At 70.2% G+C, this 16,827-nt stretch carries 13 protein-coding genes and 1 pseudogene; 1 reads left to right on the top strand and 13 read right to left on the bottom strand.

Features of this window, described 5'->3' with window-relative positions:
- Window positions 1-409: 409 nt before the first annotated feature.
- The 13 genes from DEJ30_RS17490 to otsA all read right to left on the bottom strand — a co-directional run bounded on the left by DEJ30_RS17490 (window position 410) and on the right by otsA (window position 15,089).
- Complete coding sequence (locus tag DEJ30_RS17490) at window positions 410-1,180, bottom strand: fumarylacetoacetate hydrolase family protein (RefSeq protein WP_027466538.1); 771 nt, start codon at window positions 1,178-1,180, stop codon at window positions 410-412.
- A 30-nt stretch (window positions 1,181-1,210) separates the two neighbouring features.
- Window positions 1,211-2,320, bottom strand: a complete 1,110-nt coding sequence (locus DEJ30_RS17485; protein WP_110862912.1) for a branched-chain amino acid aminotransferase — start codon at window positions 2,318-2,320, stop codon at window positions 1,211-1,213.
- Window positions 2,321-2,335: 15 nt separating this feature from the next.
- Window positions 2,336-3,409: a 3-isopropylmalate dehydrogenase gene (locus DEJ30_RS17480; protein ID WP_110862911.1), complete on the bottom strand. Its 1,074-nt coding sequence runs from the start codon at window positions 3,407-3,409 to the stop codon at window positions 2,336-2,338.
- Window positions 3,410-3,422: 13 nt separating this feature from the next.
- Window positions 3,423-5,012 (bottom strand): phosphoglycerate dehydrogenase, encoded by a 1,590-nt coding sequence (gene serA, locus DEJ30_RS17475; RefSeq protein ID WP_027466535.1) that lies wholly within the window; start codon window positions 5,010-5,012, stop codon window positions 3,423-3,425.
- Window positions 5,013-5,169: 157 nt separating this feature from the next.
- Window positions 5,170-5,553: a hypothetical protein gene (locus DEJ30_RS17470; protein WP_146238642.1), complete on the bottom strand. Its 384-nt coding sequence runs from the start codon at window positions 5,551-5,553 to the stop codon at window positions 5,170-5,172.
- On the bottom strand, window positions 5,550-6,014 hold the full coding sequence (locus DEJ30_RS17465) for a hypothetical protein (RefSeq protein ID WP_146238641.1): 465 nt from the start codon (window positions 6,012-6,014) through the stop codon (window positions 5,550-5,552). The genes DEJ30_RS17470 and DEJ30_RS17465 overlap by 4 nt, the downstream gene beginning before the upstream one ends.
- A 59-nt stretch (window positions 6,015-6,073) precedes the next feature.
- Window positions 6,074-7,264: a mannitol-1-phosphate 5-dehydrogenase gene (locus tag DEJ30_RS17460; protein ID WP_110862908.1), complete on the bottom strand. Its 1,191-nt coding sequence runs from the start codon at window positions 7,262-7,264 to the stop codon at window positions 6,074-6,076.
- 209 nt (window positions 7,265-7,473) lie between these two features.
- Window positions 7,474-8,499 carry a ketol-acid reductoisomerase gene (ilvC, locus tag DEJ30_RS17450; protein WP_027466530.1) on the bottom strand — a complete coding sequence of 342 codons (1,026 nt, stop codon included), beginning with the start codon at window positions 8,497-8,499 and terminating at the stop codon, window positions 7,474-7,476.
- A 71-nt stretch (window positions 8,500-8,570) separates the two neighbouring features.
- Window positions 8,571-9,071, bottom strand: a complete 501-nt coding sequence (gene ilvN / locus DEJ30_RS17445) for an acetolactate synthase small subunit (protein WP_017888842.1) — start codon at window positions 9,069-9,071, stop codon at window positions 8,571-8,573.
- Window positions 9,068-10,891, bottom strand: coding sequence for an acetolactate synthase large subunit (locus tag DEJ30_RS17440; protein WP_027466529.1), 1,824 nt, complete (start codon window positions 10,889-10,891; stop codon window positions 9,068-9,070). The genes ilvN and DEJ30_RS17440 overlap by 4 nt, the downstream gene beginning before the upstream one ends.
- Window positions 10,892-10,936: 45 nt before the next feature.
- Window positions 10,937-12,631 carry a dihydroxy-acid dehydratase gene (gene ilvD, locus DEJ30_RS17435; protein WP_110862906.1) on the bottom strand — a complete coding sequence of 565 codons (1,695 nt, stop codon included), beginning with the start codon at window positions 12,629-12,631 and terminating at the stop codon, window positions 10,937-10,939.
- A gap of 90 nt (window positions 12,632-12,721) precedes the next feature.
- On the bottom strand, window positions 12,722-13,504 hold the full coding sequence (gene otsB / locus DEJ30_RS17430) for a trehalose-phosphatase (RefSeq protein WP_110862905.1): 783 nt from the start codon (window positions 13,502-13,504) through the stop codon (window positions 12,722-12,724).
- On the bottom strand, window positions 13,497-15,089 hold the full coding sequence (gene otsA, locus DEJ30_RS17425) for an alpha,alpha-trehalose-phosphate synthase (UDP-forming) (RefSeq protein ID WP_071405817.1): 1,593 nt from the start codon (window positions 15,087-15,089) through the stop codon (window positions 13,497-13,499). The genes otsB and otsA overlap by 8 nt, the downstream gene beginning before the upstream one ends.
- A gap of 228 nt (window positions 15,090-15,317) precedes the next feature.
- Here otsA and DEJ30_RS17420 point away from each other — a divergent pair.
- A pseudogene (locus tag DEJ30_RS17420) lies at window positions 15,318-16,827 on the top strand (hypothetical protein); the annotation flags it as partial.

The raw sequence follows: 16,827 nt of genomic DNA, 5'->3' as shown, positions 1-16,827 counted from the left end.
CGACCAGGCACGAGGTCAATCAATAAATTGGCATTGACAATGTGCACGCTGTTGAGTTCTCAAGGACCAGACGCACTCCCCGCTCGACCCATCACAGGTTCCGCCAGAGAGGCATTCGTCTTGTACAACATCCCGGGCGCACAACCAGAGGTCGTGGTTCCGAGGAGTTGGTTGCCTGAGCGGGACCCCGTCCGGACTGCATCTCCAGGTGTTCAACCCGGTGATCGTCTCGGCCGTTCCGTTCTCCGCCTCAGCGGCAACGAGTGATTACTTTACGCAGAGGTGAACGGCAGCGCCAAGCCGAGCCACATCCCGGGCGTGTCGCCTTCTGCCCCGGGGCTGGGTCCTCCCCCGACAACGCCGAACGGCCCGCTCCCCACCTGGGGGAACGGGCCGTTCGGCGGCACTGTCAGTGCCGGGCGATGACGGGGTTCTTGAGCGAACCGATGCCGGAGATGGTGACCTCGACGATCTCGCCGTCGCGGATCTGTCCGACACCGGCCGGGGTCCCGGTCAGGATGACGTCACCAGGGAGCAGGGTCCAGATCGAGGACACGAACTCGACGAGCGACGGGATGTCGTGCACCATCTCGTTCGTCGAAGCCGCCTGCCGGAGGTCACCGTCGACGCGGGTCTCGATGCGGATGTCCGACGGGTCGATCTCGGTCTCGATCACGGGGCCGAGCGGGCAGAACGTGTCGAACCCCTTCGCCCGGGTCCACTGACCGTCGCGCGCCTGGAGGTCACGGGCGGTCACGTCGTTGGCGATCGTGTAGCCGAGGATGACGCTCGCGAAGTCCTCACGCCGGACGTTCTTCGCGAGCGAGCCGATCACGATGGCGAGTTCGCCCTCGTGGTCGACGCGACCGATGTCGGCGGGGAGGCGGATGGGCTCGTCCGGACCGATCACCGAGGTGTTCGGCTTGAGGAACACCACCGGGTCGTCGCCGGCGCGCTCGTCCATCTCCGACGCGTGCTCCGAGTAGTTGAGCCCGACGCCGATGACCTTCGACCGCGGGATGACGGGGGCGAGGAGCTTGGCGTCGGCGAGTGCGACGCGCTCCCCGGTGGTCTCGAACCCCTGGTACATCGGGTCTCCCGCGAGCACCACCAGAGCGCGCTCGTCGAGGATGCCGTACCGGGGGTCTTCACCCTTGCTGCTGAACCGTGCGATCTTCACCGTTCGACCCTACCCACGCCCGCCGGTCGATCAGGACGCGTCGGTCAGCTTGGTCATCCACCCGTGCAGGTCGGGACGACGGCCGTACTGGATGTCGGTGAGCTCGTCGCGCAGGGACATCGTGAGTTCCCCCGCCCCGACGGTCGGCGAACCGATCGTGAAGCCGTCGCCGCGGAGTTCGGCGATCGGGGTCACCACGGCGGCGGTGCCGCACGCGAAGGCCTCGGTGATCGAGCCGTCGGCGACGCCGTCACGCCACTCGTCGAGGGTCACCCGGCGCTTCTCGACGGTCAGGCCGCGGTCCTCGGCCAGCTGCAGGATCGAGTCACGTGTGATCCCTTCGAGGATCGAGTCGGAGTCGGGCGTGACGAGGGTGCCGTCGGACTTGACCAGGACGACGTTCATGCCGCCGAGCTCTTCGAGGTACTTGCCCTCCACCGAGTCGAGGAACATCACCTGCTGGCAGCCGTGCTCGTAGGCCTCTTGCTGGGGAAGCAGCGACGAAGCGTAGTTGCCGCCGGTCTTCGCCGCACCGGTCCCGCCCTTGCCGGCACGGGCGTACTGCGTCGACAGCCAGATCGACACCGGCTTCGGGCCGGAGGTGAAGTACGCACCGGCCGGGCTCGCGATGCAGTGGTACGCGACGGCCTGTGCCGCGCGGACCCCGAGGAACGACTCCGTCGCGATCATGAACGGCCGCAGGTACAGGCTGGTCTCGGGCGCCGAGGGCACCCAGTCGACGTCGGTCTGCACGAGCTGCCGGATCGACTCGACGAACGCCTCGACCGGGAGCTCCGGGAGCGCGAGCCGTCGGGCGGACCGCTGGAAGCGCCGGGCGTTGGCGTCCGGTCGGAACGACCACACCGAGCCGTCCGCGTGCCGGTAGGCCTTGAGCCCCTCGAAGATCTCCTGGGCGTAGTGCAGCACGCTCGCGCTCGGGTCGAGGGACAGCGGCCCGTACGGGTGGATCGACGCGCTGTGCCAGCCGTCGTCGAGCGTCCACTCGACCGTCGCCATGTGGTCGGTGAAGTGCTTGCCGAAGCCCGGGTCGGCGAGGATCTGCTCCCGCTCGGCGGCCGCGCGGCGGTCGGCGGACGGGGTACTGGCGAACTCGAGTCCGAAGGCGGTGTCGGTGCTCATGGGGAGGACTCCTTGTCAGGCGGTGGTGGTGCGTGCCGTGGCCGCGGCGGCGATCGCGTCGCCGATCTCGGCCGTGCGACGCGGCGTGGTGCCCCGGTCGGCGAGGTCGGACTCCACCGCAGCCGTCACAGCGGCCGCCAGGTCACCGCGACCGAGGTGGTCGAGCAACAGGGCGACGGAACGGATCGCGGCGGTGGGGTCGGCCAGTTGCTGACCTGCGATGTCCGGCGCGGAACCGTGGACCGGCTCGAACATGCTGGGGAAGGTGCCGTCCGGGTTGATGTTGCCCGAGGCCGCCAGACCGATGCCGCCGCTGATCGCGCCGGCCAGGTCGGTGATGATGTCGCCGAACAGGTTGTCGGTGACGATGACGTCGAACCGTGCGGGGTCGCGGACCATGTGGATGGTGACCGCGTCCACGTGCTGGTAGTCGACCGTGACGTCCGGGTACTCGGCGCCGACGGCCGCCACGGTGCGCTGCCAGAGGGCGCCGGCGTGCACCAGGACGTTGCTCTTGTGCACGAGGGTCAGGTGCCGACGCGGGCGTCGGTCCGCCAGCGCGAAGGCGTACCGCACGACCCGCTCGACACCGAAGGCGGTGTTCAACGAGACCTCGGTCGCGATCTCGTGCGGGGTACCGGTCCGGATGGCACCGCCGTTGCCGACGTACGGCCCCTCGGTGCCCTCGCGCACGACCACGAAGTCGACCTCACCGGGGTCGGCGAGCGGCGTCGGGACGGCCGGGTGCACCGTCGTCGGCCGGAGGTTCACGTAGTGGTCGAACGCGAAGCGGAGCTTGAGGAGCAGCCCGCGCTCGATGATGCCGCCGGCCAGCCGCGGGTCACGCGGGTCACCGCCGACCGCTCCGAGCAGGATCGCGTCGTGCTGCGCGATCGCCGCCATGTCGTCGTCGGTCAGGACGTCGCCGGTCTCCAGGTACCGTGCGGCGCCGAGGGAGAACGGGGTCTCCTGCACCACGAGGTCGTCCGGCAGGACCGCGTGCAGGACCTTCAGGGCCTCGTCGACGACCTCGGGTCCGATGCCGTCACCACGGATGACCGCGAGTCGGATCGTCTGCGCGCTGCTCATGTCCGCCACTCCCCTAGAGCGTGATGTCGATCTCGCGGAGCGAGGACGCGTCGATCGCCGAGCGGACGTGCTCGAGGATCTCGGCCGGCACGGGCGAGTCGACCGTCAGGACGCTCAGCGCCTGGCCACCGGCGGCTTCGCGCGAGATCTGCATCGCGGCGATGTTGATGCCGGCCTGGCCGAACTCCTTGCCGTAGACCGCGACGATGCCCGGTCGGTCGGTGTACTCCATGACGACGTGGTGCCGGTCGAGCGGCACCTCGACGTCGTGCCCGTTGATCTCGACGAGCTTCTCGACCTGCTTCGGGCCGGTGAGCGTGCCGGACACGCTGATCGCCGGGCCGTCCGACTGGGCGCCGCGGATCGTCAGCACGTTGCGGTACTCGGGGCTGTCGGTCTCGGTGATGAGGCGGACGGTGACCCCGCGCTGCTCGGCGATGAGCGGAGCGTTGACGTAGGAGACCTGGTCGCTCACGACGTCGGTGAAGACGCCCTTGAGCGCCGCGAGCTTCAGCACGCTGACGTCGTACTCGGCGAGCTCGCCGTGCACCTCGACGTCGATGCTCGTGACCGGCGAGGTCGCCAGGGCGGTGAAGACCTGGCCGAGCTTCTCGACGAGCGGGATGCCGGGGCGCACGTACGGGTCGATGACCCCGCCGGCGACGTTCACGGCGTCGGGCACGAGCTCGCCACCGAGGGCGAGACGGACCGACTTGGCGACCGAGACGCCTGCTTTCTCCTGCGCTTCGTCGGTGGAGGCGCCGAGGTGCGGCGTCACGACGACGTTCGGGAGCGCCAGGAGCGGCGAGTCCTTCGGGGGCTCGGCGACGAAGACGTCGAGGCCGGCGCCGGCGATGGTGTTCGCCGTGAGTGCACGGTGCAGGGCGTCCTCGTCGATCAGGCCGCCGCGGGCCACGTTCACGACGAACGCGGTCGGCTTCATCAGGGCGAACTGGGCGTCCGAGATCATGCCGAGGGTCTCCGGCGTCCTCGGCATGTGGATCGTGGTGAAGTCCGCCCGACGCAGCAGGTCGTCGAGGGAGACGAGCTCGACCCCGAGCTGCTGCGCACGTGCCGTGGTGACGTAGGGGTCGTACGCGATGACCGTCACGCCGAAGGCCTGCAGCCGCTGGGTGATGAGCGCGCCGATGCGGCCGAGGCCGATGATGCCGACGGTCTTCTCGTAGAGCTCGACACCGGTGTACGACGAGCGCTTCCACGCGCCGGCGGCCAGCGAGGCGTGGGCGGCCGGGATGTGCCGCGCGAGCGACAGGATGTGCCCGACCGTGAGCTCCGCCGCCGAGATGATGTTCGAGGTCGGGGCGTTCACCACCATCACGCCGGCGGTCGTCGCCGCCTTGATGTCGACGTTGTCGAGGCCGACGCCGGCACGGGCGACGACCTTGAGGCTCGGTGCCGCGGCGATCGCCTCGGCGTCGATCTTGGTGGCGGACCGCACGAGGACGGCGTGCGCGTCGGACAGCGCCGCCAGGAGCGCCGGACGGTCGGTGCCGTCCACGTTCCGGATCTCGAAGTCGGGCCCGAGGGCGTCGACCGTTGCGGGCGAGAGTTCTTCGGCGATCAGGACGACCGGCTTCGACACAGCAGCTGTTTCCTCACTCGAGACGGTTGGTATCCCACCATGCTATCGACGCGGGCCGGTGGTTACGACCGCGGGAGCCGTCCTGTGGAGAACCACACGACGGCCAGGAGGGACGGGGCGGGGCCGCACCGCGCCTCCTGGCCGTCGTGGGGTCGGCTCAGAAGTCCAGCAGCGTCGGGACGAACAACTGGAGGTCGAGCCAAAGGGCGCCGGCACCCGCGAACGCGACCACGAACACCGCGATCGTGGCGGGCAGGCTCGAACGCCGGGTGATGACGATCGCCGCGACGAACGCGACCGGCGCGATGAGGATGTCGAGCACGAGCCACAGCCACGGGGTGCTGGTCTGCAGCGAGTCGCCACCCGAGGTCGTCTCGAGGAACGCGTTGAAGGCGTCCACCCGTTGGTTGATCTGCGTCAGGTTGCCGACGGCCTGCACCGTCATGTACGCGAACAGCGCCGCGAACACGACCCAGACGACGATCTTCGCGACCACGGGAGCGCTGTTCCGGCGGGTGGTCGCTGGCTCTGCCCCGGTCACCCGAAGCTCCGCGTCAGGAGGAACGGCCAGGGGAAGAGCACGACGGCGCCGAGGAGCATCCAGAGCAGGCGGGTGCGCGTGCGGCTGCCGCGCGCTGCCCAGAGCACCACCGTGAACCAGAGTGCCGGCGCGAGGATCGCGAGGAAGCGGAGCACCTCGACGAAGAGCGTGAGGACCGTGTCGACGCCGGAGACGTACGCGGTCGACGCGGTGAGGAGCCAGGCCACCGTGTAGAGCAGGTAGAGGCCCCCGAAGACGCCGAACCCGACGAGGGCGCCGGAGGTCTCGGGTGCCTCGGGGTCGCGCGCTCCGCGGTCACGCACCGCCACCGGGTTGTGCGCCGCGTCGACGTGGGTGGCGTCGTCGGCGTCGCCCCAGCTGAGGGCGGCGTCGTCGGTGTCGACGGCGTTCGGCACGTCCGGGTCGATCGACCCGTCTGGTGGGGATGCTGCCGTGGTCATGCCCCGATTCTACGAGGGACACGACACCGGGAGGACCAGCGACGGCCGGGAGGACGACGTCAGGCGTCGGCCGGCTGCGTCGCGAGGACCTCGGCGACGACCTCGCGGACGGCCGGGAAGAGCGGGTGGCTCTCCATCAGGCCCGTGAGGATCTCGGTGAGCGCGTGTGCGGTCGCCCCGGAACGCAGGAGTGCGTGCAGCTCGATCGACTCCGGGTCGTTCTCGTCGTCGAACGCGAGCGCCGCGCGGACGGCACCGAGCAGGTGCTCGACGGGCAGCCCACGCTCGGCGAGCTGCGACGCCGGGCCCACGAAGCGTTCACGGCGCCCGAGCTTGCGGAGCGGGTTGCGGCCGACGCGAGCCGTGGAGTCCGGCAGGTGCGGGTTCGCGATGCGGGAGAGGTTCGCGGCGACGTAGCGCGCGTGGTCCTCGGGGGCGAACCCGTGCTTGGCGATCAGCAGTGCGGTGGTCTCCGCGAGCACCCCGTCGACCTCGGCGCGGACGGCGTCGTCCTCGAGTGCTTCACGGATGAGCCGGATGCCCCGCACGTAGCCGTGGTAGGCGGCGGTGGCGTGCGCCGTGTTGACCGTGTAGAGCTTGCGCTCGACGAACGGCTGCAGGTCGTCGACCCAGGTGACGCCCTCGATCGTCGGCGGTTCGGCGTCGGAGCCGAGGAACGGGGTGCGCTCGATGACCCACTCGTAGAACGGTTCGAGCACGACGTCGAGGCCGCCGGACTGACCGAGCACACCGGACTGGTCCGGGACGATGCGGTCGATCGCGCAGTTCGCGAAGACGGCGGCGATGTCGCGGTCTTCCAGGATCGGGGCGCGGCGGATGCTGGCGTGCAGGGAGTCGGTCGCGTTGAACGCGTTCTCGCAGGCGACGATCGTGACGTCACCGCGCTCGAGCGGGCGTGCCGCGAGCCCCTCGGCGATGAGCGGCGCGACGAGCGGGAGCGTGCGGGCGCCCACGGCGGTGGTCACGACGTCGGCCTCGGCGATGGCCTGCACCACGCGCTCGCGGTCGGTCTTGCTGCTGAGCGCACGGAACCCGTAGACGAGGTGCTCGACCGGCATCTCGCCGACCTCGTGCACCACGAACCGACCGGCTTCGTTCAGGGCCGAGACCACGCGTTCGTCGACGTCGACGAAGGTGAGCTCGTAGCCGCTCGCCACGAGGAACTGGCCCACGAACCCGCGCCCGATCTTGCCGGCGCCGATGTGGACCGCTCGCTTCGTCACCGCCATCGAACGATCATCCCATGCTGGTCGGGGCGGTCCTGACCGCGGGTGCGCAGCACGGCCGACGGGTGTCGGGAATCGTCCGGGCGCACGGCGGAGGGACGCCGGTCCGCGGCGTCGGGGCTGGAGAAGAGCTGCTGCATAACGTTCGGGTCACATCGCGAGGCGGCGGTGCAGGTGCACCGCCGCCTCGACGTCGAGTGGTTCTCGGAAGACTACCGCGCGGCCGAGCCGTCCACGTAGTCGCCGTCGTTCTGCTTCCACGCGAAGAGCGCGCGGAGCTCCCGACCGGTGGCCTCGATCGGGTGGCCCTCGCCCTTGGCACGGAGCGCCTTGAACTCCGGTGCGCCGGCGTCCTGGTCCTCGATGAAGCGCTTCGCGAAGGCACCGTTCTGGATGTCCGCGAGCACCGCCTTCATGTTCTCCTTGACGTCCGGCGAGATCACACGCGGGCCGGAGACGTAGTCACCGAACTCAGCGGTGTCGGAGATCGACCAGCGCTGCTTGGTGAGGCCGCCCTCCCAGATGAGGTCGACGATGAGCTTGAGCTCGTGCAGGACCTCGAAGTAGGCGATCTGCGGCTGGTAGCCCGCCTCGACCAGGGTCTCGAAGCCGTACTGGATGAGCTGCGAGGTACCACCGCAGAGGACGGCCTGCTCGCCGAACAGGTCGGTCTCGGTCTCCTCGGTGAAGGTCGTCTTGATGCCGCCGGAGCGGAGGCCACCGATGGCCTTGGAGTACGACCACGCGAGGTCCCAGGCGGAACCGGACGCGTCGACCTCGACGGCGACGATCACGGGGACGCCACGGCCGGCCTCGTACTCGCGGCGGACGGTGTGCCCCGGGCCCTTCGGCGCGACGAGCGACACGTCGACGCCCTCGGGCGCCTCGATGTAGCCGAAGCGGATGTTGAAGCCGTGGCCGAAGACGAGCGTCGCGCCCGGCTTGAGGTTCGGGCGGATGTCCTCGGCGTAGACGATGCGCTGGACCTGGTCCGGCGCGAGGATGACGACGACGTCGGCCCAGGCGGTGGCGTCGCCCGGGGTGTGGACCTCGAAGCCCGCCTCTTCGGCCTTCTGCCGGCTCTTCGATCCCTCTTGCAGGCCGATCTTCACCTCGACACCCGAGTCACGGAGGTTGAGGGCGTGGGCGTGGCCCTGCGAGCCGTAGCCGATGACGGCGACCTTCTTGCCCTGGATGAGCGTCAGGTCCGCGTCGGCGTCGTACACGATGTCAGTCACGAGGGTGTGTCTCCTTGGTTCTGTGGTCGGTGCCGGGCACCATCGGCGCCCGGGAAGGGTGTGACGGGCGCTCAGCGCACCCGGTCGGTGATGCTCTTCGGTCCGCGGCCCATGCCGAGGAGGCCCGCGCGGGCGAGCTCCTTGACGCCGTAGGGCTCGAGCACGCGGAGGATCGCCTGGATCTTGCCGGGGTCGCCGGTCACCTCGACGATCAGGGAGTCGGTCGCCACGTCGACGACCTGGGCACGGAACAGGTTCACTGCTTCGAGCACCGCCGAGCGCGTCTGGTTGTCGACGCGCACCTTCACGAGCATGTGCTCGCGCTGGACCGACTGCGAGAAGTCCAGTTCGACGATCTTGATGACGTTCACCAGCTTGTTGAGCTGCTTCGTCACCTGTTCCAGCGGGAGGTCCTCGACGTCGACGACGACGGTGATCCGGCTGAGACCGTCCACCTCGGTGTTGCCGACGGCGAGCGACTCGATGTTGAACCCGCGGCGCGCGAAGAGTCCGGCGACACGGGTCAGCAGACCGGGCTTGTCCTCCACGAGGAGGGAGAGGACGTGGCTCATGCGGTTTCTCCCGTCATGTCGGCGTCCTCGTCGTCCCAGGTGGGCGCGAGTGCCTGGGCGTACTCGATGGACGAGTTGCTGACACCCTGCGGGACCATCGGCCAGACCATGGAGTCACGGCTCACGACGAAGTCGATCACCACCGGACGGTCGTTGGTCGCGAGGGCGAGCTCGATCGCGGCGTCGACCTCGTCGGCCTTCTCGACGCGGATGCCGAGGGCGCCGTACGCGTCGGCCAGCTTCACGAAGTCCGGCACGCGGCGCGAGGCGTGCCCCGTCTCGAGGTCGGTGAAGGAGTGCCGGCCGTCGTAGAACAGCGTCTGCCACTGCCGGACCATGCCGAGCGACGAGTTGTTGATGATCGCGACCTTGATCGGGATGTCGTTGATGACGCAGGTCGCGAGCTCCTGGTTCGTCATCTGGAAGCAGCCGTCGCCGTCGATCGCCCAGACCACGCGGTCCGGCTGGGCGACCTTCGCACCCATCGCCGCGGGGACCGAGTAGCCCATCGTGCCGGCACCACCGGAGTTGAGCCAGGCGTTGGGCCGCTCGTACTTGATGAACTGCGCGGACCACATCTGGTGCTGGCCGACACCGGAGGCGTACACGGCCTCGGGTCCGGAGAGCTCACCGATGCGCTTGATGATGCCCTGCGGCGCGAGGAGTCCGTCGGTCGGCTCGGCGTACCCGAGCGGGAAGTCGGTCTTGAGCTGGTGGAGCTTCGCCCACCACTCGTCGGTCGACGCACGGTCCTCCACAGCGATGCCGCCCCAGGCGTCGAGCAGGTCGACCAGGACCTCGCGGGCATCACCGACGATCGGGACGTCGGCGAAGCGGATCTTCGAGATCTCGGCCGGGTCGATGTCGACGTGCACGACCTTGGCGTCCGGCGCGAACTCGTCGGCCTTGCCGGTCACGCGGTCGTCGAAGCGGGCACCGAGGGCGACGATGAGGTCGCTGTCCTGCAGGCCGAGCACGGCGGGCACCGTGCCGTGCATACCGGGCATGCCGAGGTGCTGCGGGTGCGAGTCCGGGAACGCGCCGCGCGCCATCAGGGTCGTGACGACCGGCGCACCGGTCGCCTCGGCGAAGCGGAGCAGCTCGGCGGTCGCACGGGAGCGGATGACACCGCCGCCGACGTAGAGCACCGGGCGCTTCGACTCGGACAGCAGCTGCGCGGCCGCGGTGATCTGCTTGCCGTGGGCCTTGGTCACCGGGCGGTAGCCGGGCAGGTCGATCTTGGGCGGCCACACGTACGGCGCCGACTTCTGCTGGGCGTCCTTCGTGATGTCGACCAGCACGGGACCGGGCCGACCGGTCGTCGCGATGAGGTGCGCCGCGGCGAGGGTCGCCGGCACGTCGGCCGGGTCGGTCACCAGGAACGAGTGCTTCGTGATCGGCATCGTGATGCCGACGATGTCGGCTTCCTGGAACGCGTCGGTGCCCATCAGCGTCGAGAACACCTGGCCGGTGATCGCGATGAACGGCACCGAGTCCATGTAGGCGTCGGCGATGGCCGTGACGAGGTTCGTCGCGCCGGGGCCGGACGTCGCGATGGCGACCCCGACCTTGCCGGACGACGAGGCGTAGCCCTCGGCGGCGTGGCCGGCGCCCTGCTCGTGACGGACGAGGATGTGGCGGATCGTGGTCGACGCCATCAGCTCGTCGTAGAACGGGATGATCGCGCCGCCCGGCAGGCCGAAGACGTCGGTGATCCCGAGGTGCTCGAGCGTCCGCAGGACGGCTCCCGAGCCGGTCAGGATCTCCGGCGACCGGCGTGCACCGGCGGCCGCGGACAACGGAGTTGCTTCCGTGGGCATGAGTGGTCCTTGCCTGAGTGGTGGCGGTGGTGCGGGTGTCGGACGCTAGCCCGTGACCGCGCCCTGGGCGGCGGACTTGACGAGCTTGGCGTACTTCGCGAGGACTCCGCGGGTGTAGCGCGGGGGCAGCGGGGCCCAGCCGTCACGGCGGGCCTCCAGCTCGGCCGGGTCGACCAGTAGGTCGAGCGAGCGAGCCGCGATGTCGACACGGATGCGGTCGCCATCACGAACGAAAGCGACTGGACCTGCGTCCACTGCTTCCGGTGCGATGTGGCCGATGCACAGGCCGGTTGTGCCGCCTGAGAATCGACCGTCGGTCAAGAGTAGTACATCCTTGCCGAGGCCCGCGCCCTTGATGGCCGCGGTGATCGCGAGCATCTCGCGCATGCCGGGACCGCCCTTGGGTCCCTCGTAGCGGATGACGACGACGTCGCCCTTCTCGATCTTGCCCTCGGTCAGGGCATCCATCGCCGCACGTTCGCGGTCGAACACCCGGGCAGGGCCCTCGAAGACCTCGGCGTCGAAGCCGGCGGTCTTCACCACGGCACCCTCGGGGGCGAAGGAGCCCTGGAGGACGGTGAGGCCACCGGTCTCGTGGATCGGGTTGTCGAGCGTGCGGAAGACCTCGCCGTCGAGCGCCGGCGGGTCGATCTCGGCGAGGTTCTCGGCGACGGTCTTGCCGGTCACGGTCATGCAGTCGCCGTGCATCAGACCCGCGTCGAGCAGCGCCTTCATGATCACGGGGATGCCGCCGTTCTGGTCGACGTCGAGCATGACGTACTTGCCGAACGGCTTCATGTCGGCCAGGTGCGGGACCTTCGCGCCGATGCGGTTGAAGTCGTCGAGGCTGAGTTCGACCTCGGCCTCGTAGGCGATGGCGAGGAGGTGCAGGACGGCGTTCGTCGAGCCGCCGAGTGCCATCAGGACGGTGATGGCGTTCTCGAACGCCTCGCGGGTCAGGATCTGACGGGCGGTGAGGCCGAGGCGGAGCATGTTCACGACGGCCTCGCCCGACCGGTGCGCGTAGTAGTCGCGACGCCGGTCGGCGCTCGGCGGCGCGGCGGAACCCGGCAACGACATGCCGAGCGCCTCGGCGATGCTCGCCATCGTGTTCGCCGTGTACATCCCGCCGCAGGCGCCCTCGCCCGGGACGATGTTGCACTCGATCTCCTTGAGCTCGGCCTCGCTCATCGTGCCGGCCTTGCACGCGCCGACCCCCTCGAAGGAGTCGATGATCGTGACCTGCTTCTTCGAGCCGTCGGCCTGCTTCACGTAGCCCGGCATCACCGAGCCCGCGTAGAGGAACACGCTCGCCAGGTCGAGGCGCGCGGCGGCCATCAGCATGCCGGGGAGCGACTTGTCGCAGCCGGCGAGCAGGACGGTGCCGTCGAGGCGCTCGGCGTTGACCACGGTCTCGACGCTGTCCGCGATGACCTCACGCGAGACGAGGGAGAAGTGCATGCCCTCGTGACCCATCGAGATGCCGTCCGAGACGGAGATGGTGCCGAACTGCAGCGGGTAGCCGCCACCGGAGTGCACGCCCTCCTTCGCACCCTGCGCGAGGCGGTCGAGCGACAGGTTGCACGGCGTGATCTCGTTCCACGAGGACGCGATGCCGATCTGCGGCTTGCTCCAGTCCTCGTCTCCCATACCGACGGCCCGCAGCATGCCACGCGAGGTGGTTGCTTCGATCCCGTCGGTGACGACCCGGCTGCGCGGCTTGACGTCGATATCAGGCATGGGTGGAGTCTAGGACGATTTGGGATACCAGTTGCGCAACAACATGCATACGCATGATGAAGGGCGGTCGGGAGGCCCGGGGCACCCTGGTCAGCGCGTGGCGCGGAGCCTCGCCAGCTGCTTCAGGACCCCGGTCAGGGCCGCGGGGTCGGCGATGCGGTACCCGGCCCGGGTCTGGCCCGGTCCGACCTTCACCCCGACGTCGCCGTCGCCGAGCGCGCGGAAGGCGTCCTCGTCGGTGACGTCGTCGCCGGCGAAGAACACCGCGTCGGCGCCGTGCAACTCGCGGAGCCGGGCGATCGCGTCGCCCTTCGTGACGTGGCGCACCGCGAACTCGACGATGTCCTTGCCGCCGCGCTCGAGCACCTCGGGGTCGGCCTCGTGCGCCGCACGGCTCGCCGCCGCGTTCGCCTCGGCAGCGACCTCGGCGGAGACGCGGCGCGTGTGCACCCCGTGCCCGGCGGGCTTGTGCTCGATGACGACGCCCGGGAACCGTTCGCCGACCTCGTCGAGCGCAGCGCCGATCCGTGCCACACGACCGACCTCGTCATCGGACAGCGCGGCCTCGGCGTGGCCGTCCACGCGCCACTCGACACCGTGCGAGCCGACGAGCGCCATGTCCTCGGGTGCGTGGGTCACCGCGGCGAGGCTGCCGAGGGGACGCCCGGACACGAGCACCACCTCGGTGTCCTTCGCACGGTGCAGGGTCAGGACCGCGGCCCACGAGCCGGGCAACGCGCCGACCTGCGAGGGGTCGTCGGCGAAGGGCGCCAGCGTACCGTCGAAGTCGAGGGCGACGATCAGTCGCGGCGCAGCCGCGAGCGTCTCGAGTGCCGCGTCGATGGCGGTCTGGTCGGTGGTGGTCTCAGTCATCACGTGCCTCCCGGGTGTCCTCGGCAGCCCTGGCGGACTGGGCGTCCTGGTCGAAGATCGACATGTTGTCGGTCTGCGCCTCACGGTGCTGCTCGCGCGGGTCGGCGGCGGACGGGTCGATCTGGGCGTTCCGCGGCGCGTGGCGGTCGAGCGCCTCGAGGAACGAGCGCGACCAGCGCGCCACGTCGTTGTCGCGGACGCGCTTGCGGAGCGCGCGCATGCGAGTCGACCGCTCGCGACGCGGCATCTGGATGGCGCGCTCGATCGAGTCCTTGAGCGCCCCGATGTCGTGCGGGTTCACGATCACGGCCTGCTTGAGCTCGTCGGCGGCACCGGCGAACTCGGACAGGATGAGCACCCCGTCGTTGTCGAAGCGGGCGGCGACGTACTCCTTCGCGACGAGGTTCATGCCGTCGCGCAGTGCGGTGACGAGCATGATGTCGGCGGCCAGGTACAGCGCCACCATCTCCTCGCGCGGGTAGCCGTGGTGCAGGTACGAGATCGGCTGGTGACCGATGACGCCGAGGTCGCCGTTGATGCGGCCGACGCTCAGCTCGATCTCGTCGCGGAGCGCAGCGTACGAGTCGACACGTTCGCGACTCGGGCTCGCGACCTGGATGAGGGTGGCGTCCTCGACCGCGATGCGGCCGTCCTCCACGAGCTCACCGAAGGCCTTGATGCGGTGCCGGATGCCCTTGGTGTAGTCGAGCCGGTCGACGCCGAGCAGCACCGTCTTCGGGTTGCCGAGGCTTTCGCGGATCTCGCGCGCACGCTCCTGCACCTCGGGCTTCCGCGCGATCGCCTCGAAGCTCTCGGCGTCGATGGAGATCGGGAAGTGCCTGGCCTCGACGTGGCGGACCGTGATGCCCTTGCGGCTGCGGGGGGCTGCCGGGTCGTCCACCGGGACGTCGATCGTGGTGCCCTTGGTCGTGTAGCCCTTGATGTGCCGGACCGCGCGCAGGAAGTCGCTGGCGTCGTCGTGGCGCTGGAAGCCGATGACGTCGGCGCCGAGCAGCCCGTCGAGGATCTGCGCACGCCACGGCAGCTGCGCGTAGATGCCGACCGGCGGGAACGGGATGTGGTTGAAGAAGCCGATCGTCAGGTCGGGACGCTTCGCACGGAGCAGGGCCGGCACGAGCTGCAGCTGGTAGTCCTGCACCCAGACGATGCCGTCCTGCTCGACGATCTCGGCGATCTGGGCGGCGAAGCGCTCGTTCACCCGCTTGTACGCGTTCCACCAGTCGCGGTGGTAGCTCGGGTGCTCGATGACGTCGTGGTACAGCGGCCAGAGCGTGTCGTTGCTGAAACCCTCGTAGTACTCCTCGACGTCGTCGTCGGAGAGCGGGACGGGGACGATGTGGATGCCCTCGTTGTCGAACGGTGCCACCTCGACCTCGGCCTGCCCCACCCAGCCGACCCAGGCTCCGTCGTTCGCGCGCATCACGGGTTCGAGGGCGGTGACGAGGCCGCCCGGCGAGTGCCGCCAGCCCTCGTTGCCGTCCTGGTCGACGACGCGGTCGACCGGGAGTCGGTTGGAGGCGACGACGAACGAGTAGCGGGTCTGTTCGGTGCGGTCTGCAGGCATGGGGTGGTGAGATCTCCGTTCCGCCCGGCCGGGGCCGGGTGCGTCGGTGCGTCGGGTGCGACGGGTGCGACGGCCGGCGTGGTGCGCCGGGCGCGCTGCCGAAACTACCAGCGTGGGGACAGCACACTCACGGCGGATCGGCGGTTCCGCTACGCTGCAGGCACGTGTCGGGGGGACACGGGTGCTGGAGTGCGGCGCCGGCCTCCCGGTCGGAGAGGACCCCCAGCCGTGAGCGACAACCCGCCCGACCAGCCCGTCCCGCCGTCGCAGCCCGGTCCGGGCCAGCCCGGTTCCGGCCAGCCCGGTTCCGGCCAGCCCGCCTGGAACGGCCAGCCCGCCTGGCAGCAGCATCCCGGAGGCCCGCAGCAGTGGTCGGGTCAGCCCGCCCCCGCCGCGCAGCCGTCCGATGCGTTCGGTCGCTTCCTGCGCTCCGTGTCCGGTCGCGACTGGCTGGCGGCCGTGCTCGCCGCCGTCGGCGGCTGGGTCGCGGCGTACGTCGTCGCCGGGCTCTCACTGCTCATCACCGTCGGGCTGCTCGCGTCCGGCGGCAGCGGGGCGGCCGCTCCGTCCAGCGGGTCCGGCACCGACCTCGGCGCGGGCTCGGCCCCCGACGTGGAGTCCCTGCTCTCCGGCGTGAGCGTCCTGCTCGGTGCGCCGGCGCAGCTCGTGGCCCTCGCCGACCTCGGCCGACTGCACCTGTCCGGGTCCATCGGGTTCCTCGGTTCCGGTTCGGGCTCGCTCGCCGTGGTGCCCGTGCTGGTGCTCGCCGCGCAGGTCGTCCTGGCCGTCGTGCTCACCCGCCGGATCCGCACGCGTGGCCTCGGTCGCACGCAGGTGCTCGTCACCGCGGTGGTCTCCGGCCTCGTCACCACCGTGCTCACGAACGTCGCGGCCGCCCTGTTCGCGATCCGGTTCCCGTCGGTGTCCGGCGCGGTCATCGAGCCGGTGCACGCCGTCGGTGTCGGCAGCATCCTCGGCGCGTTCGTCATCGGTGCCCTGGCGGCGCTCCTCGCCCGGCCCTCCGTCCTCGCTGGTGGCAACGTCTTCGCCGCCCGGCTGCTCGGCACACTGCGTGTCGCCGCGTCGCAGCTCACGGTCCTCGTCGTGCTGGTCGCCCTCGTCGTCCTCGTCGTCGCCCTCATCGCCCAGCCGTCCTCCGGCTCCGCGTTGCCGCTGCTGCTCGGCAACGTCGCGGTCGGGCTGACCGCGCTCGGGTTCTTCGGTGGTGTGGGGACCTCCGGCTTCGGGTCCGCCAGCGACACCGCCTCGGTGTTCGGCGGGGCCGGCGGCTGGACCTGGCTCGTCGTGCTGTTCGTCGTCGTCACCTCGGTCGTGGCCGGACTCGCACTCGCCGTCCGTCGCAACGACCGGATCCGCACCACGCTGGACTGGGTCGTCACGCCGCTGGTGTGGTTCGCACTCGGTCTGCTGTTCTTCGTCCTCGGCACCGGCGTCGCCTCGTACCAGGTGAGCAGCACGAGCTCCGTGGACGCGTCGGGATCGATCGGCGTCGCGCCGTGGACGCCGATCGTCTTCGCCCTGTGGGGCGGCGTGATCGAGGTCGTCGCCCGGTACCTCGCTCCGGTGCTCCTGCCCCGCCTCGGTGGTGCCGCGGTGCTCCGGACGTCGCGTCTGGTCGGGGCGGACCCCCGCCCCGTCGTGCCGCCGGCGATGAGCGAACGGACCAGGATCTTGCTGGACCGCGGGGACATCGGGGCCGGAGCGGGGGCGCCACCGC

It is taken from the genome of Curtobacterium sp. MCPF17_003, assembly GCF_003224385.1.
Taxonomy (GTDB): Bacteria; Actinomycetota; Actinomycetes; order Actinomycetales; family Microbacteriaceae; genus Curtobacterium; species Curtobacterium flaccumfaciens.
The sequence above is the reverse complement of the archived record's forward strand: the minus strand, read 5'-3'. Positions and strand labels throughout refer to the sequence as shown.